General features: G+C 57.5%; 24 protein-coding genes and 1 tRNA gene. 6 read left to right on the forward strand and 19 right to left on the reverse strand.

From position 1 onward, the window contains the following. Window positions 1–109: 109 nt before the first annotated feature. On the reverse strand, window positions 110–1,132 hold the full coding sequence (locus tag AAAT03_RS03270) for an EamA family transporter (protein WP_172674587.1): 1,023 nt from the start codon (window positions 1,130–1,132) through the stop codon (window positions 110–112). Window positions 1,133–1,421: 289 nt separating this feature from the next. On the opposite strand from AAAT03_RS03270, the gene AAAT03_RS03275 reads away from it, so the two are divergent. Together AAAT03_RS03275 and AAAT03_RS03280 are read left to right on the forward strand one after the other, a co-directional pair. Further along, window positions 1,422–1,496 (forward strand) — tRNA-Val (locus AAAT03_RS03275). Window positions 1,497–1,831: 335 nt separating this feature from the next. Further along, window positions 1,832–2,518 (forward strand): DUF5710 domain-containing protein, encoded by a 687-nt coding sequence (locus tag AAAT03_RS03280; protein WP_117839823.1) that lies wholly within the window; start codon window positions 1,832–1,834, stop codon window positions 2,516–2,518. 319 nt (window positions 2,519–2,837) lie between these two features. On the opposite strand, the gene AAAT03_RS03285 is transcribed toward AAAT03_RS03280, so the two are convergent. Beyond that, entirely contained in the window at window positions 2,838–3,407 is a 570-nt protein-coding gene (locus AAAT03_RS03285) for a hypothetical protein (protein WP_117839824.1), read from the reverse strand. Between the two features lie 11 nt (window positions 3,408–3,418). Between AAAT03_RS03285 and AAAT03_RS03290 the strand changes: the two genes are divergently transcribed. After that, window positions 3,419–3,910, forward strand: a complete 492-nt coding sequence (locus tag AAAT03_RS03290) for a hypothetical protein (RefSeq protein ID WP_117648206.1) — start codon at window positions 3,419–3,421, stop codon at window positions 3,908–3,910. 100 nt (window positions 3,911–4,010) lie between these two features. Here the strand turns inward: AAAT03_RS03290 and AAAT03_RS03295 are convergent, their stop codons facing one another. From AAAT03_RS03295 to AAAT03_RS03350, 12 genes are all read right to left on the reverse strand, one after another. Beyond that, window positions 4,011–5,477 (reverse strand): ATP-binding protein, encoded by a 1,467-nt coding sequence (locus AAAT03_RS03295; RefSeq protein WP_349102582.1) that lies wholly within the window; start codon window positions 5,475–5,477, stop codon window positions 4,011–4,013. 430 nt (window positions 5,478–5,907) lie between these two features. Further along, entirely contained in the window at window positions 5,908–6,555 is a 648-nt protein-coding gene (locus tag AAAT03_RS03300; RefSeq protein WP_349102583.1) for a PTS system mannose/fructose/sorbose family transporter subunit IID, read from the reverse strand. A 128-nt stretch (window positions 6,556–6,683) separates the two neighbouring features. Then, window positions 6,684–7,718: an SIS domain-containing protein gene (locus AAAT03_RS03305; protein WP_349102584.1), complete on the reverse strand. Its 1,035-nt coding sequence runs from the start codon at window positions 7,716–7,718 to the stop codon at window positions 6,684–6,686. Between the two features lie 98 nt (window positions 7,719–7,816). After that, on the reverse strand, window positions 7,817–8,701 hold the full coding sequence (locus AAAT03_RS03310) for a PfkB family carbohydrate kinase (RefSeq protein ID WP_270226973.1): 885 nt from the start codon (window positions 8,699–8,701) through the stop codon (window positions 7,817–7,819). Window positions 8,702–8,731: 30 nt separating this feature from the next. Further along, window positions 8,732–9,730, reverse strand: coding sequence for an SIS domain-containing protein (locus tag AAAT03_RS03315; RefSeq protein ID WP_055310759.1), 999 nt, complete (start codon window positions 9,728–9,730; stop codon window positions 8,732–8,734). Window positions 9,731–9,778: 48 nt separating this feature from the next. Further along, the gene (locus AAAT03_RS03320) at window positions 9,779–10,609 is read right to left on the reverse strand and encodes a PTS system mannose/fructose/sorbose family transporter subunit IID (RefSeq protein WP_055310758.1); all 831 of its coding nucleotides are present in this window, start codon (window positions 10,607–10,609) and stop codon (window positions 9,779–9,781) included. Next, window positions 10,596–11,381, reverse strand: a complete 786-nt coding sequence (locus tag AAAT03_RS03325; protein ID WP_055310757.1) for a PTS sugar transporter subunit IIC — start codon at window positions 11,379–11,381, stop codon at window positions 10,596–10,598. The genes AAAT03_RS03320 and AAAT03_RS03325 overlap by 14 nt, the downstream gene beginning before the upstream one ends. A 27-nt stretch (window positions 11,382–11,408) precedes the next feature. Further along, window positions 11,409–11,870 (reverse strand): PTS sugar transporter subunit IIB, encoded by a 462-nt coding sequence (locus tag AAAT03_RS03330; protein WP_099432598.1) that lies wholly within the window; start codon window positions 11,868–11,870, stop codon window positions 11,409–11,411. Window positions 11,871–11,883: 13 nt separating this feature from the next. Then, a complete protein-coding gene (locus AAAT03_RS03335) occupies window positions 11,884–12,300 on the reverse strand; it encodes a hypothetical protein (protein WP_055287649.1) in 417 nt (138 codons plus the stop codon). A gap of 215 nt (window positions 12,301–12,515) precedes the next feature. Further along, a complete protein-coding gene (locus tag AAAT03_RS03340; RefSeq protein WP_349102585.1) occupies window positions 12,516–13,220 on the reverse strand; it encodes a GntR family transcriptional regulator in 705 nt (234 codons plus the stop codon). A gap of 8 nt (window positions 13,221–13,228) precedes the next feature. Beyond that, window positions 13,229–14,017, reverse strand: coding sequence for a GntR family transcriptional regulator (locus AAAT03_RS03345; protein ID WP_117790910.1), 789 nt, complete (start codon window positions 14,015–14,017; stop codon window positions 13,229–13,231). A 372-nt stretch (window positions 14,018–14,389) separates the two neighbouring features. Then, window positions 14,390–15,424, reverse strand: coding sequence for an SIS domain-containing protein (locus AAAT03_RS03350; RefSeq protein WP_349102584.1), 1,035 nt, complete (start codon window positions 15,422–15,424; stop codon window positions 14,390–14,392). An 838-nt stretch (window positions 15,425–16,262) separates the two neighbouring features. Between AAAT03_RS03350 and AAAT03_RS03355 the strand changes: the two genes are divergently transcribed. Further along, entirely contained in the window at window positions 16,263–19,307 is a 3,045-nt protein-coding gene (locus AAAT03_RS03355) for an insulinase family protein (RefSeq protein ID WP_349102586.1), read from the forward strand. Window positions 19,308–19,522: 215 nt separating this feature from the next. On the opposite strand, the gene AAAT03_RS03360 is transcribed toward AAAT03_RS03355, so the two are convergent. Then, complete coding sequence (locus AAAT03_RS03360; RefSeq protein WP_263634082.1) at window positions 19,523–19,651, reverse strand: hypothetical protein; 129 nt, start codon at window positions 19,649–19,651, stop codon at window positions 19,523–19,525. Window positions 19,652–19,695: 44 nt separating this feature from the next. On the opposite strand from AAAT03_RS03360, the gene AAAT03_RS03365 reads away from it, so the two are divergent. Then, window positions 19,696–20,292, forward strand: coding sequence for a 5-formyltetrahydrofolate cyclo-ligase (locus AAAT03_RS03365; protein ID WP_225094175.1), 597 nt, complete (start codon window positions 19,696–19,698; stop codon window positions 20,290–20,292). 23 nt (window positions 20,293–20,315) lie between these two features. Here the strand turns inward: AAAT03_RS03365 and metA are convergent, their stop codons facing one another. After that, window positions 20,316–21,242: a homoserine O-succinyltransferase gene (gene metA / locus AAAT03_RS03370; RefSeq protein WP_117583845.1), complete on the reverse strand. Its 927-nt coding sequence runs from the start codon at window positions 21,240–21,242 to the stop codon at window positions 20,316–20,318. Window positions 21,243–21,453: 211 nt separating this feature from the next. Between metA and AAAT03_RS03375 the strand changes: the two genes are divergently transcribed. After that, a complete protein-coding gene (locus AAAT03_RS03375; protein WP_225094174.1) occupies window positions 21,454–22,431 on the forward strand; it encodes an L-lactate dehydrogenase in 978 nt (325 codons plus the stop codon). Window positions 22,432–22,563: 132 nt separating this feature from the next. Here the strand turns inward: AAAT03_RS03375 and AAAT03_RS03380 are convergent, their stop codons facing one another. The 3 genes from AAAT03_RS03380 to AAAT03_RS03390 all read right to left on the reverse strand — a co-directional run bounded on the left by AAAT03_RS03380 (window position 22,564) and on the right by AAAT03_RS03390 (window position 26,417). Then, complete coding sequence (locus AAAT03_RS03380) at window positions 22,564–23,532, reverse strand: SIS domain-containing protein (RefSeq protein WP_225094173.1); 969 nt, start codon at window positions 23,530–23,532, stop codon at window positions 22,564–22,566. A 144-nt stretch (window positions 23,533–23,676) separates the two neighbouring features. Then, window positions 23,677–24,432, reverse strand: coding sequence for a GntR family transcriptional regulator (locus AAAT03_RS03385; RefSeq protein ID WP_349102587.1), 756 nt, complete (start codon window positions 24,430–24,432; stop codon window positions 23,677–23,679). A 2-nt stretch (window positions 24,433–24,434) separates the two neighbouring features. Continuing rightward, a complete protein-coding gene (locus AAAT03_RS03390) occupies window positions 24,435–26,417 on the reverse strand; it encodes an ATP-dependent DNA helicase RecQ (RefSeq protein WP_349102588.1) in 1,983 nt (660 codons plus the stop codon). Window positions 26,418–26,567 lie beyond the last annotated feature (150 nt).

Here is a 26,567-nt window from a genome sequence, read left to right on the forward strand (position 1 = left end):
AACGTTACTAGTTTATGGCATTTTGAGCATCGACAGCTAAACTCCAGACACGGACATCAATTGGCGAAAATGTGGCACAACGCCTTTTCCGTCTTGGCGGCGGCGCCAGCTACACCGTGAGGAACATCATCACGATGATCATGGCAAAGCCGATAAGGTCGGTCGGCAAAAACACCGTGCCCAGCATAACGGCGCTGGTGATGGTCGCCGAAACCGGCTCCACAGTTCCGATGAGGCTCGCACGCACCGAGCCGATGTCCTTAACGCCCTGCATATAGAGCATGTAAGCAAAAAACGAGCCGATAACCACGAATACCGCGAGCGCCTCGACGCCGGCAGCGTCGAGTGCCGGCATATGCGCCCAAGGCTGCACGAAGACGCACGAGACCACGCCCGCCGTGAGCATTGCCGAGCCCGTGACGATGGGGCTGCCGTATTCGGGCAGGATCTTGGCGGGAATCACCGCCATACACGTGGCACTGACCGCACACATAAGGCCTGCGACCAGGCCAAGCGGCGATATGCTCAGACTGGTAGGGTCGCCGCCGGTAGCGATTAAAAAGGTGCCGCCCAGGGCCAACCCAATGCCAACGGCCTCACGCACGCGAGGCATGCGATGGTCGATCACGCAGGTGTAGCCCATAATGATGACCAGTTGCAGGCATTGGAGCACCGTCGCGGTTCCGGCATTGGTCAGGCGCACGGCCGAAAGATAACAAAACTGGTTGAACAGCAGACCAAAGGCGGTAAAGAGCAGCAGCTGCTTGCGATCGGCGGGTGTGGTCCAGAGCTTAATCAGGCGCTCGCGGTCGCGCGTAACAACCACGGCCATAAAGAGTAGACCGGCGAGAATCTGACGCACGCTCATAAGCCACAAGGTGTCGACGTGGTAGGTATCGAACAGAAAGCTCGCGCTGGTGCCCGAGAAGCCCCAAAACGAACCGCCCACCAGCGTAGCCAAGACGCCCGTGATCATCTTGCGCGTCGAAGCGCTGTTCAGGCGCTCGCGCCAAGCGCGGCGGGTGCTACGGCTGAGCTCATCGGTGCCCTCGGGCACATCAATGTTCGATATATCGGTCATCGGCACCGAAGCCCCTGCGCCTTCGACCTGCTCGACACGCTCTTTGCTCATTCCATTCCCTCGAAGCAGCCTGGAAACAATTCGGCTTACCTTACCACGGCGAAGGCACCAGCTGGAGGCTTGTCCGCTTATCGGTAGGACAATTCCGCAGACGTCTTTCCATAGCTCGATACCGCAATGGCCTTGCATTATGCGACAGTCAAATCGCGGCAGCAGGCTCTTTTGAAATGGATATGACAAAGCCCCCGAATTCCACAATGTAAGCGATTTTTAAAAATGTTCTTGCCACCGAGTTCAGGCTCCGTTATATTATCCCTTGCGCGCTTGCGCACCCTTGATCGGGCGTTTAGCTCAGGGGGAGAGCGCTTCCCTGACACGGAAGAGGTCAGAAGTTCAAATCTTCTAACGCCCACCAAATGTTCGCAGCTCAGAGGCTATGTCCTCTGGGCTGTTTTGTTTTTTGTCGCTAAATCCGCTGACAGTTCCAACCGTCATCGCAACGTAACAACAATTCACCTGACGAATGGCAGCCAAATATATTCAATACCCCAACATCAACAATAGCCAGGCACAAAACTGCGCCGCAAGCTGCTCCAACCGCCCAACTGGTCAAAAGCCGACCATCTACTTGCCAATTTATCTAACGGCGTAACCAAGCAGTCCGCGCCGCAACTTCTCAACAAAACGCCGCGATGTCTGCGCCCTGCGGTATCCTTGAGCCACTCGCACCTGCAGCACCAAGGAGCCGCCATGCGCACCGAGCTCGATGTCCCCTTTTCGCACAAAGAAGAAGCCAAGGCGCTGGGCGCCAAATGGGACCGGACCAAGAAGATCTGGTATGTACCCAGCGGCGTCAACCCCGAGCCCTTTGCCGAGTGGCTGCCCGGTGTTGACCGATCCGACCCCTCAGCGCCGTATATATATCTAGTACTGGGCAAGCGCGAGTGCTGGAAGTGTCACAAAGAGACCTCGGTCGCGGCCTTCGGCATTCCCTATCGAATCGATGACGACAAGGGCATCGCCATCGCGCACGCGCCCAACGAAGCCGGGCACATTACCATCGACACGGCCAATGCCAACGCGCTCGCCATTGTTCCCGCTCTTGGCTGCGTGCCGGGCGAGATCCGCGACTATCTTTCTAAGCGCTGCGGCTACAAGCCCGTAGGCGCGCGAGCCTCCAAAGCCCCGTCGCTCGGCAACACGTGCACCAGTTGCGACGCGCTGCAAGGCAGCCGCTATCTGTTCGAGGAGCCCTCGTCCCCGTTTGCCCTCACTGCCATCAACAAACTGCCGGCACTGGAGTTTGTGCGCGTCGAAGTTGCCGGCGTCTTCGGCGTCCCGGCCACACGCACCGACTTTGACCAGGCGCTCTTTACCTGGGCACGCGACCATCACGCCAAGTTCCACAAGCAGCTCGGTGAGGGGATTTATTTATAGGGACAGAGATGCCTTCACAGCCAGCTCCTCCGCATCACCTATCCCTCGTCGCCGGCGTCGTACACGATATCGAGGCCACAAACAGGGCATTTCTCCTGATAAACCGGCATATGAACGCCTGTCCGTTTTCTCACTTCGTCGCTAAGTCTGTCGCACGCATCGATGAACCGAATGTCGAGGCACGGTATTTGCGAGCCGCAGCAAGGACAGGCGACGACAAACGACCCGCAATCAACTTCTACGCTCGGAAACATTTTGTTGTCTATAAGGGCGCACGGCAGTTTTCCGTACTTCCCCATCGCAATATCGCCTCGCCAGCTCACGTTCGCTCCCCTCTCGCTATACAAATCAGGAAGAGCATGCACCGGCAGGCGTGTGCGAGATTGCATCGCCACGCGATCCGATCAAACAGCACGATCGTAAAAGACCGCCAAAGCCAAATTTCATCGTCGGTCGCACCCTGTCCGGCAAACTCAATATCGACGGGTATGTGCTTCAGATAACTCATGTCGGGCGCAAAACGAGGGTCCGGTCCGCCTTTATGAACAGGACCGTGCAGAACAAACCATCCGTTTTCGGGCTCGAACCGCTCAACAAACGCAAGGCCGAGCACCTTATAGCCCACCTCGGTTGCAAATATGACTCCGACTGGGACGTCACATTCCATGCAGTTGAGCATTTTACGGTTGTAATTCTGGTCTCGAAAACCAACGGTACCCGACGCTTGAACCGAGTACTTAATGACCCACGTACCATCGTCCAAATAGAGCGGAGGCACATTGTTGATGCTCTCGGTTTGCCGCTGGCGCGCTTGTACCCCGCTACCCCACTCCCCTGTATACTGATGTAGCACGTGTTTCATCCGGGCTTGTTGGACCGGGTCGTTCATGGGAGGGTCTTATGGCTGCTTCGAATCCGCCTAAGGGGAGCGTTTCTTCTTCGTCCATCAAGCCGGTTACGCGCAAGGCCGTGCGTTGCCAGCGCGAGGTCGCTTGGCTTGTCACGCAGGCGGCGGGCAGGCTTGTGGCGAGCACGGAGGACGTCAATGCTCCCACACCGAGCTTTGTGCTGGCAGCGGCGCTTGATCGAGTACGCCAGCTGGAATTCGCCGCGCAAGAAGACGGCAGCCACCTTGACTACCAGAACGCCATGGCGCCCGACCTGCAAACGTTCTGCCACATGGCCAAGTTGCCCGCCGCGCCCAATGCGCTTTCGGACGCAGGCTACATGTTTACGCTTTCGGGCGCGGACCTTATCCGCGACATCTACGCATACTGCAGCGAGCTCGCCGAGCGCAGCGTCTTTGGCACGGCAGAAATCAAACCGGGATATGTCATCAAGCTGGTTCTTAGGCTGTTCTTGATGGACGGGTTCGGGGCCATGCCGGCGTAAGCCGAGTCTTTAGCATCACCGTCGACTGGGCAACAACCGCTTTACCTTAGTGGGCGCCAATCGAGGGTCGATTATTGGGTCGCCTCGTCCACTAACGCATTTATTCCACGCGCTCTGACAGTCTATATTTGCGGTTGCGGCTTGTCGACGGCGCCGTCGGCTCAAGCTCACCCTGCTCAATGAGCGCATTGACGCGTGCCCTAACCTGGGAAACCGTGAGTCCCGTGCGCTCCGCCAGTTCGCGCGTCCCCAATTCGCCGTAGCGCTTGAGTGCCGTCATAATCAAGTCCCCGCCATGATCGACCGGCTCGATCTTTGGACGGTAAAGTACGACCTTGAACCGATCGAACCCCGGGCAGAACAGGGGCTCGGCCAGACCATGCGCGCGCATGGCATCGATCATCATCGGGATGCCCGAGCCATTGCCCTCAGCCGGCGAACCTGCGCCATCCGGCAGCGGGACAATCGACATGAGTTTCACGAACGTCGCGTTACGGCATCGGGAGCTGCCGTCAAACAAGTTCTCGCGAGTCTTTCCCCCGTAAAGGCCGCCAGGATTCGTCACCTCGACACGATCGTCAAAGACGTCGACGGCAATCGATTGTCCACAGAACCGATCCCCGTATTCTCGATGGATTACGGCGTTGGCGATTGCCTCGCGCAGAACCTCCTCGGGAATCTCCAGCGAGTCGACACGCGAGACGCCTTGGACGGTCGAGGTTCGCCGCAAATTCTTGGCGACGGCCGCGACAGCATCCGAGATCATCTCGCCCAACGTTCCCTCACAGATTGTGCGGTCCATAAACCTTAGTGGCCCCGCAGCTCCCTTTTGAGTTCCCACGTGGACAGCCACATCAATGAAGAGCTTGGGATAGAACTGCTGAGGGTAAACGCCCGCGGCAAGGAGGCCGGCCTTGGTAACATTGCCCTGGAAGTCGAGGAAATTCAGACGCTCCATCTTTGTCTTCTTGTCCGCCGCACCGCGCATCGCTCGAGGCGTCAACGAATAGGCACGCTCTATCGTGCGGTCGACCAGCGACTCGTCGAGATCGCCCACACTCGTGCCGGGCACCGCATCGCGATCGCTAGGACTCGTCCGTTCATATGACGACAGTGCCAAAACCTCGGTCGACGAAAGCGGGACATCTTTGTCATCGATGCGTTTGTAGCTGCCACCTTGAGCGCCCCGCTCCATGACATAGCAAGGCTTGCTCGACGGGTCGAGCTCCTCAATCGTGATGACCAGAACCACGGTGCCCTGGAGCTCCACGCGTTCAATGGTGTATTTGGGCGGATTGGCCAGTTTTCCGCGACCGCCGGCATCACCCATGCCCGCTACGAATTGGTTGAGCACCTTCTCGGTCTCAAAGTTCTCAACCGGGACAAAGCCCGCGCGCTCGCTCGCGCCGAGCACGATAATTCCGCCAGCAGTATTCGCGAATGCGCTAACTGTTTCCCATACGTCGCGGGAAAGCGTCGTGGCGCTCTCCTTGACCTCGACGTTAAGGTCATCCGAACCCATGCGCTTTAAAGACTCGAGCAAACCGGCCAGCTCGTTTTCGTTCATCTGCACGTCCTTTCGCTCGACCTTGCGGAGAATGCCATGGATAGACTTCCTTCGTCTCTCAGTTGTCTCTCATAATTATCTCTCGTCTCTCTGTTATCTCTCATGTTAGAGATAAGTGAGAGGTGAAAGATGAGATGTCTGCCATCTGTTTCATTTAAACATGTTTCTGCTGGTAGAACAATCGATATTGAGACAATACCATGATTGCTCGTCTCTTTGCTGCTCAGTTATCTCTCATAATTATCTCTCGTCTTTCTGTTATCTCTCATATTAGTGACGAATGAGAGACGAGAGATGCGTGAGTGGTGCATGGGCGTGGATTATTGGACGGTCGGAAAATCCCTCAAATAAAAAACGGGGCCGGCCTTACGCCGAGCCCCGTTTTCAAACGGTCAGTTAGTTATCCAACGCGCGAGCATAGCAGTCAACATTACGCCGCTGCGAACACTCCCAAGCACGTTCCGATAATGCAGATCGCAAAGATGCCCAAGATGATCCAAATGGTCTTGACGCCCTTTTTGTAGAGGGCGACGCAGGCAAAGGTTGCCAGCAAGGGCAGCAGACCGGGGAAGATCGAATCGAACAGATCCTGCAGGACAATCTCCGAACCACCCACGTCAAAGGTCAAAGCAGTGGACAGTGAGACCTGCGCCGCAATCATGGCGCCGATAACGGTCATTCCGAGGACACCGGCAGCATGCGTCATGCGAGACATAAGGTTGTTCTCTTCGGACTGCTGCAGGAACTTGGTTCCCAGGTCGTATCCCAGATGGGCTGCGACAATACGCGTTGCAAAGTTAATCACGGAGTAGAGAAGGAAGACGGAGACGGGAAGGGCGAGCGCGACGGCAGTTGCCGTGCCCGTACCCGTAATGACGGCAAACGCGCAGCCAAGCACGCCGGAGGCATAGACCTCGGGAGGAACCGCCGCGCCGACCATGATGGCGCCCATGAACATAGACTCCAAAGCAGCGCCGACGATAACTCCCTGCTGGACATCGCCAAGGATCAAGCCGACAAACAGGCTCGTAAACAGCGGACGACCAAGCATCGTAATGCCAAATGCTTGCTCGTCCATAGACGCCAAAATGCGACCAGCGCAACTAGGAGGTACTGGGCAACTATTCTGATTAACCCCAGAAATAAGCCTGCAGGCGAGACGTTCAGAACAGCTCGCCTGCAGGCAACAGCAGCAATTTGAAAGGATTAGTAGTTCATCTGGTGGTAGTAGCGACGCGTGGTGAGCGGGTGGTTGCGGACGTGCTCGAGATGGCAGCTCAGGCGCTCGGTGATGGTGTAGGTGACCATCGGGGAGACGATCTTGCGGAACTCGGGGTCGCTGAACGGCAGCTCGATCTCGGCGGTGTCGAACTTGTTCACGCGGACATGGACGCCCTTCTCGTCGGCGAGCATGTGAGTGAAGTTGCCCACGCGGTCCATGAGCTTACGGGTGTCGTCCTCGCCGTAGAGCATGATGAGGCTCGTGCCCTCCTCGCACAGCTCGATGGTGCCGTGGAAGAACTCGGCGGCGTGGATGGACTTGGTCTTGATCCACTGCATCTCCTCGAGGATGCACATGGCGTAGTCGTAGGCCTCGCCCCAGAGCATGCCGGAGCCGATCACCATGTGGTAGTCGGTGTCCTTGAAGTCCTCGGCCATGGCGGCGCAGCGCTCGTCCTGGGCGTCCTTGGCCTTGATGAGGTACGGGGCGATGTTGCCGAACTCCTCCATGAAGGTGTCGTACTTGGGGAAGGCGCCGGCGTTCTTGAGGAAGCGGGCGACCAGCGTGATCTGGTAGGTGTAGATGGCCTCGCACAGGACGTCGTCCTCGGCGAAGCTGAAGAACTTGTAGTCGGCGTACTCGGTGGCCGGGGTGTTGTCGTTGGAGACATACATCAGCGTGCGGGCGCCCTGCTCCTGGCAGAACTTGGCGGCCTCGATGATCTCGGGGGTGGTGCCGGTACGGGTGGAGAAGACGCAGACCGAGTCCTTGTTGAAGGCCTTGGGCGGGCACGCGAGGAACTCAGCGGCGATCTCGCAGTGGACGTCGACGTCGGCCGTGGTGGTCTCGACCCAATACTTCATCGGGAGCGTGTGGGCCCAGGTGCCGCCGCAGCCGATGAAGAAGATGTTGGAATAACCCTGCTCGCAGACCTCGTCCACGGCAGCCTCAATCTGAGGACGGAGAGCGAGGGCATCGCTCACAACCTTCTCGTAACGAGGCTCATCGAAATTGAACATATCTAATATCCCTTCGTTTAATAGAGTGAAATTCGTTTCAATTGACAACTTGTCATTTCACTACGTATTAATACTTAATGACCTAAAAAAATACCTTTCTAGGAAATGGAAGCTTGGCCGTCTTTCATCTCGGCGAGTTTATGCTCGAATCCAAAGCCGCCGGGTTTAAGGCAATTCTTAGCTGAATAGTCAGCAGCGAATTCCATTGCATCCCGAATGATCTCCGCATCGAGCGGTTGCTTTTTACTCCAGCCATGCGAGAGACAGCTCACAACAAACGCAGCGATATACGAATCTCCCGCGCCCATGGTGTCAAGCGCATCTACGGGTCTTATATTTCCCTGGTACCATCGGGAACCGTCAAAGAACACAGGCCCTGCAGATCCCCGTGTAGCAATCGTGTAGCGACAACCATGCTCTATGGCCCTCTTCAATAGAACTTGAATCTGTTGATCGCTCTCGCCGGAACAGGAAAACAGACCAAGGGTTGTAGCAGGGCAAACAAGATCGAAATATGCGTCGGTTCGATACTTATCTTTAACGGAAAAGTCGTAAACCACCACAGCGGGAAGATCTTGAACTAGGTGCACATCATCCTGCAGCTTTGCATTGACGCTGGTAAAAACCGCATCGAATCCCTGAAGAAACTTGACATCAGAATCGTTGATATGGGTTTTGTGCGCCCAGCAAGCCCCCGTATCGTAACCAACTTCGACACGTTCACCGTTGTAAACATTTACATCGCAAGTCTTGGTTGTTGCTTTTTCAGGCATGCATGATTGCGAAAGGTCAACGTTCAGCGAAGAAAGGGCATCGGTGATTATTCGCCCTCCCAGGTCGTTGCCGATCTCCCCAATATACGCAGCCTGTGCGCCAAGCATGCTTGCATGGGCAGCGACGTTTACGGCATTGCCACCAGGATACATAACGCCTTTGTTGAGATAGCGATCAATAACGTTGTCACCAATTGCTGCGATTTTCACCTCAACGCCTCCCATCACGTACGGTCTTTATTAGTACTCGACCTTGCGGTAATAACGGCGGATGTCGAGCGAATGGTCACGAATTTCCTCGAAATTCTTGCTCACACGCGAGAGAATGGCATTGAGCACCACCGGAGAAAGCATCCAGCGGAATTCATCACTGATACCCGGCAACTCATAATCATGTGTATCGAATACGGTGAAATCATCCGCATATTGCTTACAGAAGCGTGCAACGCGCTCATCAAGAGGCCTAGTCTGCGCCTCCGTCATTGCGAGCGCGACGCAAACGCCCGGCTCAACAAGTTCGATAGTGCCATGGAAGAACTCAGGCGATGTAACGGATTTGGTGCGCAGCCATTGGGACTCCTCGAGCACGCACATGGCAAACGAATACGTGGGGCCCCACAGATTGCCAGAACCAATCCAAATCTGATACGGATCGTCCTTGTGCTTCAGAGCATATGCGCGAGCCATCTCGTCAGCGTTCTTGCCGACGGAAACGAGAGCAGCGGGGAGATTCACAAGCTCATCAGCGAAGCGATCGTAGTCATCGAAAAAGCCCCTGTTCTTGAGAATCTTTCCAATCAGAAGGTACAGCACGAGCTCCATAGGACGACCCTGCTTATAGATCACTCCATAATCGGAAAGTTCACCAAGCGGTGAACCGTCCACGCCAAGCGTAGAGACAATGGTGCAGCCTGCGTCTTTTGCCGCCTTTGCCGCCGCGACCGTCTCTTTGGTGTCGCCCGACTTGGACGCCATGAACGCCAAGGTCCCCTTACCGATGCGCCGATTGCCAACCGTGAGGAAATCTGCCGAAACTTGGGACTGGACGGGAATATCGGACATAACAGAAACCATATAGTCAAACGGCTGCATCATCGCAAGCGAGCCACCTGACGAGGTGAAGAAAATCGAATCGAAACCCTTTTCGCAAATTTCGTCAGCAATGCGTTCAATTTCGGCACGTTGATTGTAGATATAAGCACCGTTGTCGAGAATTGCCTGTTCATCAAATGAAACCATGAGATATACCTTTCTAATTCAATTGGGCCAGACGGCGAAATCAACCATTTAGATTGCAAACACTCCGAAGAAGGAGCCGACGATACCAACCGCCATGAGAATAACGAGAATCCAAGCAATTTTGACCTTGTGCTGGACGAGTTCGTAAACTCCAAGTGTCACAAGCAGCGGCAGCAGGCTCGGCATGATACCGTCGATGATGCTTTGGATAGTCTGCGCACTGTCGCCGGTACCGAGAGAACCAGCCACGCTGACCGATACAAGGTTGGGCACCATAGCGCCGATAACCATAAGACCGAGAATTGCAGCCCCCATAGTGAGCTTTGGCATAAGACCAGATTTCTCGATCTTGCTCAAGAAACTGGTTCCGAATCCATAGCCCCATTTAAGGCAGAACCAACGAATCAGATAATGCGGAACATTGAATACGACAAGGAAGAGAAGCGGGCCGAGAATGTTACCCTGCATAGCAAGCGACACACCCAAGCCAGTGGCGATGACACGCAACGTTCCCCAGAACAGAGAGTCGCCGATGCCGGCCAGCGGGCTCATAAGAGCGGCCTTTACGCTGTTGATGGAGGATTCGTCAAAATCCTCTTCGTTAGCGTTTGCCTCTTCCATCGCTGCCGAAATGCCCAGAATTAATGTTGAGACATAAGGAGTGGTGTTGAAGAACTCCATGTGACGCTTAGCAGCAGCAGCCTGGTCATCCTTATTCTTATACACGCGACGAATGATGGGAAGCATGGAGAAGCAGTATCCCATGTGCTGCTGGCGCTCGTAGTTCCAGGAGTACTCCATCGTAAGCGAACGGAAAAATACCGATTTTAGATCACGCTTTGTAATCTTGTTGGAACTGGTGTCATTAGAAGTCGTCATCGTCGAAGCTCCCTTCCGAACTAAGCTGTGGCGTCTGAGCAATGAAGTTTGGCTGGACCACCACGAGAATTACTGCGAGGCAAAGCCCAATGATGGCAATACCAAGGATTGGAATGCTCATGTAGGCACAGAGCGCAAACCCGAGCACGAAGAAAATAGCAGTCTGCTTGTTGACAATCATTGAAGCGAGCAGTGCAATGCCGAGCGCAGGGATGAATCCACCCGCAATAACCAGGCCGTTACTTACAAACTCGGGAATTGCGTTAAGCACCGCGTTCATAACCGGCGTTCCGAGATAGAAAGCAAGGGAGCACACGAAAAAGCGAGGAAGCGATTTGACGATGAATCCACCAAGCAGATGCATCCGCTCCATACCTTTGAGGTCGCCCTTTGCCACGCAGTCGTCCGCTTTATGGACGAAAAACGGCATCACGATCAGCGTAAGCGCGTTATCAATGATGAGATAAAGCGACGCAATCGGGAAAGCGAGCGTCAGCGCAACTTCAGCGCCTTGACCCGTCGAAATTGCAAAGGCAGTGCCCAAAATACCACCGGTGATAACGTCAGGCGGAACGGCCGCCCCGATGGTAACCGATCCAATGAACACCATTTCAAGCGTGGCGCCGACAATAATGCCCGTCTGCAAATCACCCATCACAAGACCGATGAGGACGCCCGTGACAATCGGGCGAGAAGCAAGGCAAGTGCCAAGTGCCCACTCAAATGTCACGCACATTGCGACGAGGCCGATAAGGATCGCTTGAGTCAACATGAGGGATCCCCTTTCTATTGTATGTGCTTAAATCAAAATCTTCTCGTCTCTAGGTACCTGCCTGATCTCCACCTCGATTCCGGCATCACTGAGCTCATGTAGAAGCTCCACGTCGCGATCGGTAGCGAAAACCGTTGAAGATAGGCGTACATCTGCACCCTCACGCGGCTTCGTTCCTCCAATGTTGATATGCTCGATTTCGCTGTAGCCCTTTGCCAGGCGGTAAGCATCTTCGATGCTTTCAACGACAATGAACAAACGGTACTTATCGGTCACACCGCTCCTAAGAGCCTCGATAGAATCATCGACCGATTTGATAACCAATTTGACGCCTGCCGGACGTGCCAGCTTAAGCGTCGTCTTGCGCACGTCATCTTTCACAACCGCATCGCAGGCAATCAAAATGCAATTGGTGTCAAGCTCTTGCGTCCAAGTCATGGCAACCTGACCATGAAGCAAGCGATGGTCAACTCTCAGCAGCTTAATCATCTTTGTTCCTTTCTCAAAAATCCTCGTCTTCTTCTACCGAATTTGGCAGCGAACATAGGCATGTGCCCTTTTGGCGGACACTTGAAACCAATGCAGCGAGCTCGGCGTCATCAAGTGTGCTCAATTTCGAAAACACTTCGAGCACTAGTGGTAGCGACATGCCGGCAATGAGCCTTAGAGAATCGTCACCCAACCTTTCCATAAAAGCGTTATTCACTGACCCACCATAGACATCAGTGATGACAATCCACTGGTCTGCTGGGTCGCGAGAACGGTCCCAAAAATCTATCAACTCGTTTACATCCATCGTGTCCTCATCGACATATGCGCATAGCACCTTAACGCGAGGATCTTCACCGCAAAATAGCTGGAGCGTTTCACGCATCGCTCTAGCAAGTGGCCCATGGCTGGCCAAGAGCAACTTCCTCATTTATCTCCCAATCTCAGTCAATCATCTGTTAATAGAACGTTATATTTTGTATTGTTATCTACAGTATCCTCGAAACTTTCGCTTTGTCAAGACAGATCAATCAAGCTTCCTAAGCGGTAATAATTCGCCCGTAAACGGCAAAAAAAACGCCCCTTTGTCGGGGCGTTTTCAATCTCTTGTTATTCGGTTAAGAAAGATCCGGGGTTTGGCTTTCGCTAGAGATAAAACTTTAAGCGCTCAGTGCAGTACACCTGCCGCGAAATAAACAATGGCACTCCCTGCGCGCTGCAACGCTTATCTACAAATAATAAAAGGGCAGATCCCGGCTTTACATTCAAATGTTCTGCCTCGTAAGCACTTGCAAAGCACACCTGCAACGTTCGCTCGTTATTGCCAAGTTCGATATGGCGTCTTCCCAGCACCTCAAGTAGAGAACCCGATAAATCTTCATGTTCCAAAAAGGCAAGAGAAGGAGTGTAGCTATTGGTTTCCAACATCGTTGGCACGCCATCGACTAAGCGCAAACGTCTAGTCTGAAGAATATTCTCGTCCTCCTGGACCTGAAGAAAACGCACGTCGCGCAGCGTAGGATAAATCCAAGCTACTTCGAGCACTACGGTAGAAGGCTTTTTATTTTCTTGAATGCAGGAATGGGTGAAGCTTTCCTGGTCATCGGCTGCATAGGCATTGCGTGTCGTGGTAACAAAAGTCCCTTTCCCTCGCGTGCGCTCAACGATATCGGCATCCTCTAGTTCCTTGATTGCCGATCGAACAGTAATACGACTAACGCCATATTCCTTCATAAGCTCCGTCTCAGTAGGAAGCTTATCCCCTTCGCTATATACGCCACTTTCTATTCGACTCACAAGATCGTGAACGATCTGCTTATACAATGGAACAGCGCTCTCCACTTTAACCATTATTCAACCTATTGCTTTCTACACTCAACGGCTTCAAGTCCCCGCCAATTGATGCCGAGTTGATTAGCCTTAATCGAAAAGAAGTATTTGAAATAATCACCCAACATCACCTGCTTAGTAAAGTGCACTGGCTTACCAGTGCTCATATAAACGGTCTCACTCAATATAAACATCGCAGCTTCTCCTGCGATATTAAGGATGCGCTTCTCCTCATCCGTAGCAAGCCCTGCTTCAAGCACAATAGACGGGAAACAATTATCCTCTAGTCGCAGCCCCGTCTCTCTCTCAATCGTTTCATAAAGTGATGCGTTCTCCATATCGACACCCAGTAAAAACCCGAAGTTCTTTACTGGAAGATAAATATGTTCAATCATTGCATTTATGTGGTTAATTGACCTCACGCGTTTGAGGTAAACCGCAGATTCATTCTCTTCCATTCGCAAATGACGACGGACGGCAACGGGCGGCTCGACCTCCTGAAGAGCGAGAACACGAGACGAGGTTTCGATATTATTTTCATGGCAAAAATAAGTGAAACCCTTAAACGTGCTCAAGCTCGAGACGATTTTAGGCTGCCGGATAAATGTGCCCTTGCCATGACGCGTATCAAGCACGTCGTCATCCACAAGAGTTTGAATTGCCTTCCGTATCGTCGCACGGCTAACCTCGTATTCTTCGCAAAAACCATTTTCGCTAGGCAACACGCCACTTTCGGAAAACTCGCCCATCTCAATACGACGGCGCAAATCATCAGCTACTTGTACATATAGCGGCACAGCACTAGTCGGGTTAATCATAACGTTCTCCGTATAACATTCTATGAAACTTCTATACGTTATAAGATAACCTATTACGTATTATTTTGAAATAAATAGACGGTTCAATCTTATTTTTGAACCGTCTACAATATCAAACACTCCATATGAAGGTGTCGAATGCCACTTGTGGCGCAAACAAGAGGGGCATTTGGCAAAAATGCCCCATTTCGCCTTGAAGTCGCTACCGTGAAATGCCAACGAGCCGCATGGTCGAGTCCAAGCAAATACGACCTCAAGCGGCCAGCTACGGCATGGCTCCCTAGAACGAGACTGCGACATTTGTTTGCATTGTTTTACGAACGCAACATAACGAATTATTTCCGAGCAAAATAACGCCCGCTGAAAGCTGCTTTAGTAGTTCATCTGGTGGTAGTAGCGACGCGTGGTGAGCGGGTGGTTGCGGACGTGCTCGAGATGGCAGCTCAGGCGCTCGGTGATGGTGTAGGTGACCATCGGGGAGACGATCTTGCGGAACTCGGGGTCGCTGAACGGCAGCTCGATCTCGGCGGTGTCGAACTTGTTCACGCGGACATGGACGCCCTTCTCGTCGGCGAGCATGTGAGTGAAGTTGCCCACGCGGTCCATGAGCTTACGGGTGTCGTCCTCGCCGTAGAGCATGATGAGGCTCGTGCCCTCCTCGCACAGCTCGATGGTGCCGTGGAAGAACTCGGCGGCGTGGATGGACTTGGTCTTGATCCACTGCATCTCCTCGAGGATGCACATGGCGTAGTCGTAGGCCTCGCCCCAGAGCATGCCGGAGCCGATCACCATGTGGTAGTCGGTGTCCTTGAAGTCCTCGGCCATGGCGGCGCAGCGCTCGTCCTGGGCGTCCTTGGCCTTGATGAGGTACGGGGCGATGTTGCCGAACTCCTCCATGAAGGTGTCGTACTTGGGGAAGGCGCCGGCGTTCTTGAGGAAGCGGGCGACCAGCGTGATCTGGTAGGTGTAGATGGCCTCGCACAGGACGTCGTCCTCGGCGAAGCTGAAGAACTTGTAGTCGGCGTACTCGGTGGCCGGGGTGTTGTCGTTGGAGACATACATCAGCGTGCGGGCGCCCTGCTCCTGGCAGAACTTGGCGGCCTCGATGATCTCGGGGGTGGTGCCGGTACGGGTGGAGAAGACGCAGACCGAGTCCTTGTTGAAGGCCTTGGGCGGGCACGCGAGGAACTCAGCGGCGATCTCGCAGTGGACGTCGACGTCGGCCGTGGTGGTCTCGACCCAATACTTCATCGGGAGCGTGTGGGCCCAGGTGCCGCCGCAGCCGATGAAGAAGATGTTGGAATAACCCTGCTCGCAGACCTCGTCCACGGCAGCCTCAATCTGAGGACGGAGAGCGAGGGCATCGCTCACAACCTTCTCGTAACGAGGCTCATCGAAATTGAACATCCCTTACTCCTAACTCACTTAGATGAACCCTTCGTTCATCCCATAACGTTATAATACTTTATATAACTAACTATGCAAGTATTATTTTGGTTCTGGTCTTTCATCAAGCCCCTTAAAACAACAATCGGCGTTTTTGGACACAGCGTGCAAGTTCATTGAACGATTCAATATGCATCGACTCTAGTTAAATGACGTCTTATGCAAATACCTTTAATCCGCTTGGGACCGACAAATCTTTTGACTGTCCGCAGAAGCTTTCCCGGAATTCCCTATGGATAGACGCACCGGCAATCGCTTCGTTATCCGGCTTATTGCGCATAGCCGGGGCATCTGGGAGAAAGCGAAATCTACCGCGTGGTCAACTAGCGTTTCATCGGAATCGACCGCATCCGCGCCAAATACTAAATCGCAATCGTTGAAACTCGTCCGATCATATGACGGCAATTTCTCGCCTTAAAAATGAGCACGAAATAAGGGGGCAGCTGTTTGCAACTTGCTTTATTCGTAAGTGTTTTTACTGAAAAAACAATCACCAACCAAACAGCACTATTAATTGTTTGGCTCTTTGCTGTACAGCCATCTTTCGTATACGTCTCTCGTCTATCTCTTATCTCACGGTTGGAGACGAAAGGTGTGCGGGAGTGGATAATTGGACGGCATTTGGGTCTGCGACGGATTATTTCGTCCGAAAATCCACGCTCGTGCGGTGAACGCGCGGGGCCTTTGTCCAATCCGCTGGCATCGTCTCCAGTTCGTCGCAGAGCCGCCGCCCCATATGGGTATACTCTCGGGGATTCGACTCGATTCGCCCCCGTTGGGGCGTCAAAGGAGACTGCATATGTCCACTACCTCAACCGACCCGCGCGCCGCTGCCGCCGCACTGCTGGTGCCCGGCACCACCTGCCACGGTTTTGCCGTCGAGCGCCGCGAGACCGTGCCCGAGCTCGATTCGGACGCCTACGTGCTGCGTCACGCTGCCTCGGGCGCTCGCCTGCTGTACCTGGCATGCGACGATGAGAACAAGGCCTTTGCCATTGGCTTTAAGACGCCGCCGGCCGATTCCACCGGCGTGTTCCATATTCTTGAGCACTCGGTGCTGTGCGGATCGGCCAAATTCCCCGTCAAGGAGCCGTTTGTCGATCTGGTCAAGAGCTCCATGCAGACGTTCCTCAACGCCATGACCTACCCCGACAAGACCATCTACCCCGTTGCCACCACCAACGAGCAGGACCTGTACAACCTGATGGACGTGTACCTAGACGCGGTGTTCAACCCGGCCATCTATACCAAGCCCACCATTTTTGAGCAGGAGGGCTGGCACTACGAGCTGGACCTGCCAGAGGGCGTCGAGAGCGAGGGCGACGGCAGCTCCGCCAGCCTGCGCGAGGGCACGCTGCGTTATAACGGCGTGGTGTTCAACGAGATGAAGGGCGCGCTGTCCGACCCCATGAGCGTGCTGGACGATGCCGTCAACGCCGCGCTCTACCCCGACACCGCCTATGCGCACGAGAGCGGTGGCGACCCGCGTGCGATTCCCTCGCTCACCTACGAGCAGTTCCTGGACACGCACGCGCGCCACTACAATCCTTCCAACTCCTACATCACGCTCTACGGCGACCTGGACGTGGACCGCGCACTGGCCTTTTTGGACGAGCGCTATCTGTCGCAACCGAGTGCCGCGAGCCGCCGCATGGACGCCGCCGTTGCCGCCGGCGAGGACCCGTCCGTGCTGGCACCCAATCCGCTGGGCGTGCAAGCGCCCGTGACCTGCGAGTATAAGCGCGTCGAGATGGCCACCACGCCCGAAAACGCCCTGGTGGGCCTGGGCCTTGTGCTGGGCAGCGCGCTCGACCGTAAGCGCACAATCGCGGCGGACATCCTGTTCGAAGCGCTGCTGGGCTCCAACGAAGCGCCGGTTAAGAAGGCCATTCTGGCAGCGGGCCTGGGCGGCAACGTGGTGAGCTACACCGCGGCCGAGAGCCTGCAGCCCTACGAGCTCATCATGCTGCAAAACGCGCAGCCCGGCGTGGCGCGCGAGCTGCGTCGTGTGTTCCAAGACGCCTGCCGCGACCTGTGCGAGCACGGCGTTCCGCGCGAGCGCCTGGAAGCCATCATCAGCAGCAACGAGTACGACCTGCGCCAGCGCGACTACGGTATCGCCGACGGCGTGGCCATTGCGTGCGACGCGCTGAGCACCTGGCTCTACGATGACGACGCCGCGACGCTGGCGCTCAAGTACGGCCCGGTGTACGAGGAGCTGCGTGGCGAGCTGGACGGCAGCTACTTTGAGGACCTGCTGCGCGAGCTGGTGCTGGAAAACGACCATATGGCGCTGGTCGAGCTGGTGCCGGTGGACGCCGCCGAGGGCGCAGAGGGTGCCGAGGCCGCCGAGCTAGCAGCCAAGCGCGACGCCATGACCAATGCCGAGCTGGCCGACGTGGTCGAGCGCACGGCCGTGCTGCGTGCCGCACAGGAGGCCGAGGACACGCTCGAGGCCAAGGCCACGCTACCGCACCTGCGCGTTTCCGACATTGGCGAGGCGCGCCCCGAGCCGCCGCTGGTCGTGGACACGACTGCGCCCATCCCCTGCCTGCGCCACGGCATCCCCACCAACCGTCTGGCCTACGCCATGCAGTACTTCGACCTGAGCTGCGTCGCATTTGAGGACCTGCCCTATGTGACGCTGCTCTGCCGCCTGCTCAAACAGCTGCCCACGAGCGAGCACTCGGCCGAGGAGCTCGACAACGTGCTCGCCGGCAAGCTGGGCTTTTTGAGCTTTACGACCGAGGTCATGACCCAGCCCGACGTGGACGGTGTGCGTCCCTACCTGCTGGTGAGCGCCGGCGCCCTGTCCGAGAAGATCGATGCGCTAGCGAGCCTGCCGCGCGAGGTGTGGTCGAGCACGCTTTTGCTCGATGCCGACGCCGACCGCGTGCGCGACGTGCTCACGCAGATTCGCATTGGACTTGAGCAGGGCTTTATCAACAACGGTCACTCGGCGGCACTCGGTCGCGCGATGAGCTACAGCTCGTCCTCGGCCATGGTGCGCGAGCAGCTTTCGGGCGTGGACTTCTACCTGTTCCTGCGCGATCTGCTCGACCACTTTGACGAGCGACTGGATGACCTGCGCGCCAAACTTGCCGAGCTGGCAGGCCGCATCTTTGTGGCCGATGGCTGCATGGCGAGCTTTACCGGCAGCGACGAGGACTTTAACGCATACTGGGCCGCCGCGGACGATCTGGGGCTGGGCGCTGGCGACGGCGCCGATGCCGGCAGCGGCACGCTCGTGGTACCGGAGCCGCGCGACCGCCACGAGGCCTTTGTCATCCCCAGCGACATCTGCTTTGCGGCAAGCGCGTGCGACCCGCGTCGCCTGGGCATCGACGTGACGGGCGCCTGGGCGGTTGCCGCCAACGCGCTCTCCTACGACTATCTGTGGAACGAGATCCGCGTGAAGGGCGGCGCGTACGGCTGCGGATTCCGCGCGGCAGGCGAGCGTCAGACGGCGTTCTACACCTACCGCGACCCGGCAATCGACCCCTCGATTGAGCGCGTTGCGCGCGCAGGCGAATGGCTCGGCAGCTTTGAGCCCGACGAGGCCGCCTTTGAGGGCTTTATCGTGAGCTGCGTGAGCGGCATGGACGCGCCAGTGAAGCCATACGCGCTCACCAAACGCCGCAACACGACCTACCTGGCCGGGCTCGATCCGCATGCACGCGAGGAGCGCCGCGCCCAGATGCTCGCCGCCACGCCCGGTGAGCTTCGCTCGCTCGGTGCCGACGTGACGCGAATCGCAGCCGAGTCGCCAACCTGCGTCTTTGGCGGTCGAGACGTCATCGCCAAGAGCAACGCCGGCTTTAACGTCGTCGACCTGCTGGCCTAACCCACAAAGGTAGATTTTTGGGACATGCCTGAAAATCTACCTTTTCTTTTGCCGCTGCTTGGGCGGGGCAGCTCACCCGTCCCACCAGTTTGTCTAAATCTGTAACATCTAGGCGGCAATATTGGCTCCAGATGTTACAAATCGAGACGTTTTCGGATGACGCCGGCCCTTTGTCTCAATCTGTAACATCTAGGTCAGATTTTGCCGAGTTACTGTTACAGATCGAGACAAACCGCCGCGAACACCTGCTCTTCGTCAAAACCACCACGAAGGTGTCCATGAACTGCCCCCTTTGCAATGGTTTGTGTGGTGGTTTGGGTGTTTGCCCAGATAAAACCTGCCAAAATAAACCTGTCCCTTTTTGGCAGGTTTGCTAGAGGAGGCTGGGATGGATAAGGTTGAGCTGCGACGGGCGGCGATTGCTCGGCGCGATGCGATTGATTTGGATGTGCGGGCGGCGAAGTCCGCCGTTATCTGTGCGCGGCTTGTTGAGCTGTTGGATCGCTTGGATGCCGCGACGCCGCACACCGTTGCCGCCTATGCCGCGATGGGTTCCGAAGTCGATCCTGCCGCGTTTGCCGCAGCGGCCGCCAAACGCGGCTGGCGCGTGGCCTATCCGTGCATACTCTCGGCAACAGACGCCGCAGCTTGTGGCCAGCGCATGTGCATGCGGGCAGTTGCCGGCGGCGATGCGTCCGCGGCTCCGTTTATCGCCCACCCCACGCGGGCCTTCGCGGCCATGGACATCGACAGCGACCGCTTCCCCATCGTGTCTGCCGAGGCCCTCGACATGGTCGTCGTGCCACTCGTAGCCTTCGACCGCGCCGGCGCGCGCCTGGGCTACGGCGGCGGCTGCTATGACCGCTACCTGCCCATGCTCTCGCCCGCATGCCAAATCATCGGCATCGCCTTTGACGAGCAGCGTGTCGACCACGTTCCCACCGACGCCCACGACCTGCCGCTACCCCACATCATCAGCGCCTAACGGCTGACGCACATCCCGACGGCCTAGTGCTCCTCGCCGGCGCGGGCCAGGTCGTAGGGCGTGGTCTGGTAGACGTAGTAGTTGAGCCAGTTGGTGTAGAACAGCTGAGCCTGACTGCGCCAGACGTTGCGCGGCTCGGCGGTGGGGTCGTCGTTCGGGAAGTAATGCGCCGGCACCTGAGGGTTAAGCCCGCGCTTCACGTCGCGCTCGTACTCCAAACGCAGCGTGTCGGTATCGTACTCGGGATGGCCAAAGACAAAGAAGCGGCGGCTGTCGGTCGACTTGACGATGTACAGGCCCACCTCGTCGGACACGGCCACGACCTCAAGCTGCGGCTCGGCCTCCACGTCCTCGCGGCGCACATCGGTGTTGCGCGAATGCACGGCATAGAAACGGTCGTCAAAGCCGCGGACCAGCGGGCTTTGCGGCTTCACCAGATAATGCTCGAACACGCCACTCGCCTTTGCCGGCAGATCGTACTTCTGGATACCGTAATGATGGTAGAGCCCCGCCTGCGCGCCCCAACAAATATGCAGCGTAGAGTGCACATGCGTGGTGGACCAATCCATGATCTGGCAGAGCTCGGGCCAGTAGTCGACCTCCTCGAACGGCATCTGCTCCACCGGCGCGCCCGTGATGATCAGGCCGTCGTAGTGGATGTCGCGGATGTCGTCGAACGTGCGGTAGAACGTCTCCAGGTGGCCGGCACTCACGTGCGTGGCCTCGTGCGTTTTGGTGCGCAGCAGGTCCACCTCCACCTGCAGCGGCGTGTTGGAGAGCTTGCGCATGATCTGCGTCTCGGTGGCGATCTTGGTGGGCATGAGGTTGAGGATGAGCACGCGCAGCGGCCGGATGTCCTGGTGCAGCGCGCGGTACTCGGTCATGACAAAGATGTTCTCGCTCTCGAGCTGCGCGGCGGCAGGGAGGGCGTCGGGAATACGAATGGGCATGGATGCTCCTTACGAGTCAGTTGCAGCTATGGTACAACGACCGGCCCCATCCGCGCGAGCGCATCGCCCAGCGATGCCGTCAGCGGCCCAAATCACTCCAAAAGTAGAGATTAAGGCATGCCCAAAAAATCTATGGCGCTTTAGCCTAGCAAAGTGACAGCTGGACGCTACAATGGTCCGACGCAAAAAACTCGGTCGAAAGGATACATATATGTTCCAGACGCGTAAGATCGGCGTGGTCGGCCAGGGCCACGTAGGAGCACATGTCACCAACAGCCTACTTATGCAGGGCATTGCCGATGAGCTGTACCTGTGCGATATCAACGAGGCCAAAGTGACGTCCGAGGTCCAGGACCTGCGTGACTCCCTTTCGTTTGTCCCGTACAACACCAAGATCGTCAATTGCTACGACCACTACGAGGAGCTGGCCTGCTGCGACGTCATCGTCAACGCCGCCGGCAAGGTCGCGCTGGCCGCCGGCAACCGCGACGGCGAGCTGTTCTTTACCACCGATGCCGCCCGCACCTTTGCCAAGCGCATCGTCGACGCCGGCTTTGACGGCATCTTCGTGAGCATCTCCAACCCCTGCGACGTCGTGTGCACCGAGTTGTGGCACCTGACCGGCTACGATCCCAAGAAGATCATCGGCTCGGGCTGCGGCCTGGACTCCGCCCGCCTGCGCACCGAGATCTCCAAGAAGGTCGGCGTGAGCCCCAAGTCCATCGACGCCTATATGATCGGCGAGCACGGCTTTAGCCAGCTTGCAGCCTTTAAGGCCGCGGCCATCGCCGGCAAGAGCCTTAATGAACTTCAGGCCGAGAACCCCGACAAGTACGCCTTCGACCACATGGAGGTCGAGGAGCTTGCACGCAAGGGCGGCTATGTGACCTACCAGGGCAAGCAGTGCACCGAGTACGCCGTCGCCAACTCCGCCGCGCGCGTCTGCGCCGCCGTGCTTCACAACGAGCACGCCGTGCTTTCCGCCTCCACGCTTATGACCGGCCAGTATGGCGAGGAGGGCATCTTCACCTCCCTGCCGTGCGTGATCGGCGCCGAGGGCGTCGAGGAGGTCTACACGCTGGACCTGTCCGAGTACGAGCTCGAGGGCTTCCACAAGAGCTGCCAGCACATTCGCGACAACATCGCCCAGCTCGACTGGTGGGACGCCGAGGCCTACGACGCAAAGTAGGCCGCTGGCTGCCGCAACCTTACGAATCTAAGCGCGATACTAAGCGGGCCGCGCCGGAAATCCCCGGCACGGCCCGCTTTTTTGACTCACGCAGCGCCCTTACGAATCGAAGGTGAATGGTTTTCCCGTTACCTAGTACTGCTCGATGCCCATGTAGCGACGGACCTCGGGGCTGTGGTCGAACACCTTGCCGCGGGCGGCGCGCAACTCGCAGCTCATCGCATAGAAGAAGATCGGCTCCAGGAACGAACGCACGCTGGCGGGCACCTCGCCCACGCCGTACTCGAGCGCATCGAGCACCATGACCGTATCGGTGTGCGTGTTGAGGAATGCAAGCGCGCGCTCCTCCATGGGGCGGCACTCGCCCGATCCGAGCTGCACGAAATAGAACACGCCGGGCTCGGTGGCCTCGAACGGGCCGTGGAAATACTCGCCGGAGTGGATGTAACAGCAGTGCTGCCACTGCATCTCCATGAGCGAGCAGATGGCCATGGCGTAGGTCTGGCTAAAGTTGGGGCCGGAACCCAGGATATAGAAGAACTTGTGCTGCTGGCAGAGCTCGGCAAAACGGGCGCCTAGCTCGGCGTTGACCTTCTCGCGGGCAGCGGGCAGCAGCGCATCCATCTGCTTAAGGCCGGCGTACATGTCGGCAAGCGCCTCGTAACCCTCTTGCTGGTCGAGCAGCTCGGCAGCCATCAGGGCGCCGATGCCCTGCGGCACCTCGGCCTGCGGCACGCCTTCGCCCCACGGATAGACCCAGGTGGTCCACTTGCCGTTATCGATCTTGGAGCCCTCGCAGTCGGTGAGGGCGACAACCTCGGCGCCGGCGGCCAGCGCCATCTCGCAGCCGTCGACGACCTCCTGCGTGTTGCCGCTGTGGCTGCAGGCGATGACGAGTGACTTCTCGCCAAGACTCTTGGGAGCCATCAGGCAAAACTCGCGTGCCGTGTAGACCGTCGAGGTAAACGTGGTGGCCTCGCGCTTGAGTAGCTCGTTGGCCGGCATCAGGTCGATCATCGAACCGCCGCAGGCGATCCAAAAGACGTTCTCAATCTTGCCCTTGCGCTCGATAATTTCCTGAACCAGATCGTGTGCGTTCACGGTGATGTTCCTCCTTGTGTGGCGGCTTTGGACGACGGCAGCTCGTACCTGCTGTCGTTCTATGTTGTCCTATTTATAGCACGCACGACGATGCACGTGAAGTCATTTCACCAAACTTGTTCTATGTTGTTCTATCTGTGGACGTTAGATGTCGAACACGTAGCGCGAGCCCACGATCTTTTGGCGTCCGAGCAGCAAGGGCCGCTCGTCCGCATCGGTAAAGTACGCCTCCATATAGAAGAGCGGCTCGCCGACCGGCACCTCCAGCAGCGAGGCCGCCTGAGCATCGGCAAGCGCAATCTCCACCGTACAGGGGTCGGACTTGAGCGGCGCGCGGCCCGAATGCTCGGCAACGAGCGCAAAGATGGAATTGTCCGTGAGGTCCTTGTCGGCAAGCGTCTGCAGATAGGGATGGTCGGCCAGCACAAAGGCGTTGTTCTCGAGCATGACGGGCACGCCGTCTGCCGTGCGCACGCGCTCGACAACGATGAGCTCGCAGCCGGGTTCCACACCAAAAAACGCCGCGTCCTCGCGCGTCGCCGCAACCACCGTGCGCGACACCAGGCGTGCTCCGGCCACCATGTCGTTGGCGGCGCAACCCTCGGAAAAGCTCTGAACGTCACCCTTCTGGACAATCTTGCGTTTGAGCTTGGGCGCACACACAAACGTGCCCCTCCCCTGCTGGCGGTTGAGATACCCCGCGCGCGACAGCTCCTCGACGGCGCGGCGCACGGTGATGCGTCCCACGCCGTAGTACTTCGCGAGCTCCATCTCGGAAGGAATGCGCGAGCCGGATGCGTACACGCCGCGCGCGATCTCGCCCTTTAGGTCGTCCATAACCTGCTGGTACAGCGGCACGGCGGACACCTCAGTGCGCTCGGTTTTATCGTCGGATGCCATCATTACGCTCCATCCCGTGCATGCTCGGACTCAAACTCTTCAATCGCCGCCATAAACTGCTCGCCAAAGGCATCGGCCTTTTTCTCGCCAATACCGTTGACCTGGATAAGCTCGTCGCGTGTCTGAGGTCGTAGGCGGCACAGGCCGCGCAGGGCCTTGTCAGAGAAGACCATGTACGGCGCCATCTCCAGCTCGGTCGAAATCTCCTTGCGCAGGGCACGCAGGCGCTCGAACAGCTCGGCATCGTCACCCACGCGCGGGCGCTGATCTAGCTCGGCCTCCTCACGCAGCAGATCCACCGCGCGGCGGGCACGGGCCGAGGCCTTGTGCTTGGACGCACGACGCTTAACGGTAAAGGCAAACGCCTCATCCTCGACCTCGGCGGCACGCGGGCCCAGCCCCACGACCGGGTACTGCCCCTGCGAGGCGGCCAAGTAACCGCGGCCGCACAGCTGGCCGATGATGTCCTTGATGCGCCCGACCGATTCGCTCGACAGCTCACCATAGCCGCGGTCCTCGTCCAGATGCATCTGGCGAATGCGCTCGGTGTTGCCGCCGTGGAGCACGTCGGCGATGAGCGACTTGCCAAAGCGCATGGGTCGCGTGGCCACATAGCGCACAGCGGCGCGGGCCATATCGGTGACGTCCTCGACCTCGAACTGCGTGAGGCAGTTGCTGCAGTTGCCGCAGCCCTCGGCCTCGTCCGTGGCGGTGGCGCCCGCACCAGCCGCGGCAGCATGCTCGGCCGCGGCCTCGTCGCCAAAGTAGCGCAACATATATTCGCGCAGGCAGCCGGTGGTATTGCAATAGCCCTCCATCTGGCTGAGCAGACGATATCGATTCTGGAGCGCCCACGCGCGCTGCTCGTCGTCAAGCGCCTCATCGGCGGCATCGCCGCGGTCGATTAAAAAGCGGCGCATGCGAAAATCGTTACCGTTCCACAGCAAGTGGCAGCTTGCCGGGTCGCCATCGCGACCGGCGCGACCTGCCTCTTGGTAGTAGGCCTCGATGCTCTCGGGCACGTTGTTATGAATCACGTAGCGCACGTTGGGCTTGTCGATACCCATGCCAAAGGCATTGGTGGCAACCATCACCTGAATATCGTCGTCGATAAAGGCGCGCTGGCTTTGACGACGGGCGTCGTTGCCCATGCCGGCATGGTAGCGGCCAACGCGAATGCCGCTGGGGCCCAGCGCCCCGGCAAGCTCGCCCGCCAGCGCATCGACCGTCTTGCGGGTCGAGCAATACACGATGCCGCTCTCGCCCGAATGCGCAATCACATAGTCGCGCACCCAGGCGGTCTTGGCCTTGTCGCCCATCTCCTCGCAACCAAAGTAGAGGTTCTTGCGATCGAAGCCCGTCACCACCGTCGCGGGGTTTTGCAGGCCGAGCATCTGCTGAATGTCCGCGCGCACACGCTCGGTCGCCGTAGCGGTAAAGGCTGCCACGATAGGGCGCTGCGGCAGGGAATCGATGAACTCGCGAATCTGCAGGTAGGCGGGGCGGAAATCCTGGCCCCATTGGCTCACGCAGTGGGCCTCGTCAATGGCCACGAGCGGCACGCCAATGCCGCCGTCCGCCGCGGCCTCCTGCGCAAAGGCCAAAAAACGCGGCTCGAGCAAGCGCTCGGGCGCCACGTACATAAGCTGATAGCGGCCCTCGCGCGCCCGCTTGAGCACGGTGTTTTGCTGGGCCGGGGTAAGGCTAGAGTTGAGATAGCTGGGTCGCGCACCCGCCGCGAGCAACGCACGGGTCTGGTCCTCCATAAGCGACAGCAGCGGACTCACCACAAAGGTGATGCCGGGCAGCATGAGCGCGGGCACCTGGTAGCAAATGGACTTGCCGGCGCCCGTGGGCATAACACCCAACGCATCGCGACCGGCAAGGATCGCATCGACCATGCGGTCCTGTCCCGGGCGAAACGAGGTGTAGCCAAAATGGGCGCCGAGCGTGTCGAGCGCCATCTGCTGCATGCTATCGGTCATGGTTTCCTAACGTTCAAGTCATCTGCCGCCGATTATACGCCGCCACGCGGACCAGCGCCTAGTTGCCGCCAGCCACGAGCAGCGCGGTCCAAAGGGCAGTCATTTAAGTCTGTCCCCAATGATTACCTGGAGCAAAACAACACCGCAGGT

The sequence above is a fragment of the Collinsella sp. CLA-AA-H167 genome, from assembly GCF_040095305.1.
In the GTDB taxonomy this organism is placed as follows: domain Bacteria; phylum Actinomycetota; class Coriobacteriia; order Coriobacteriales; family Coriobacteriaceae; genus Collinsella.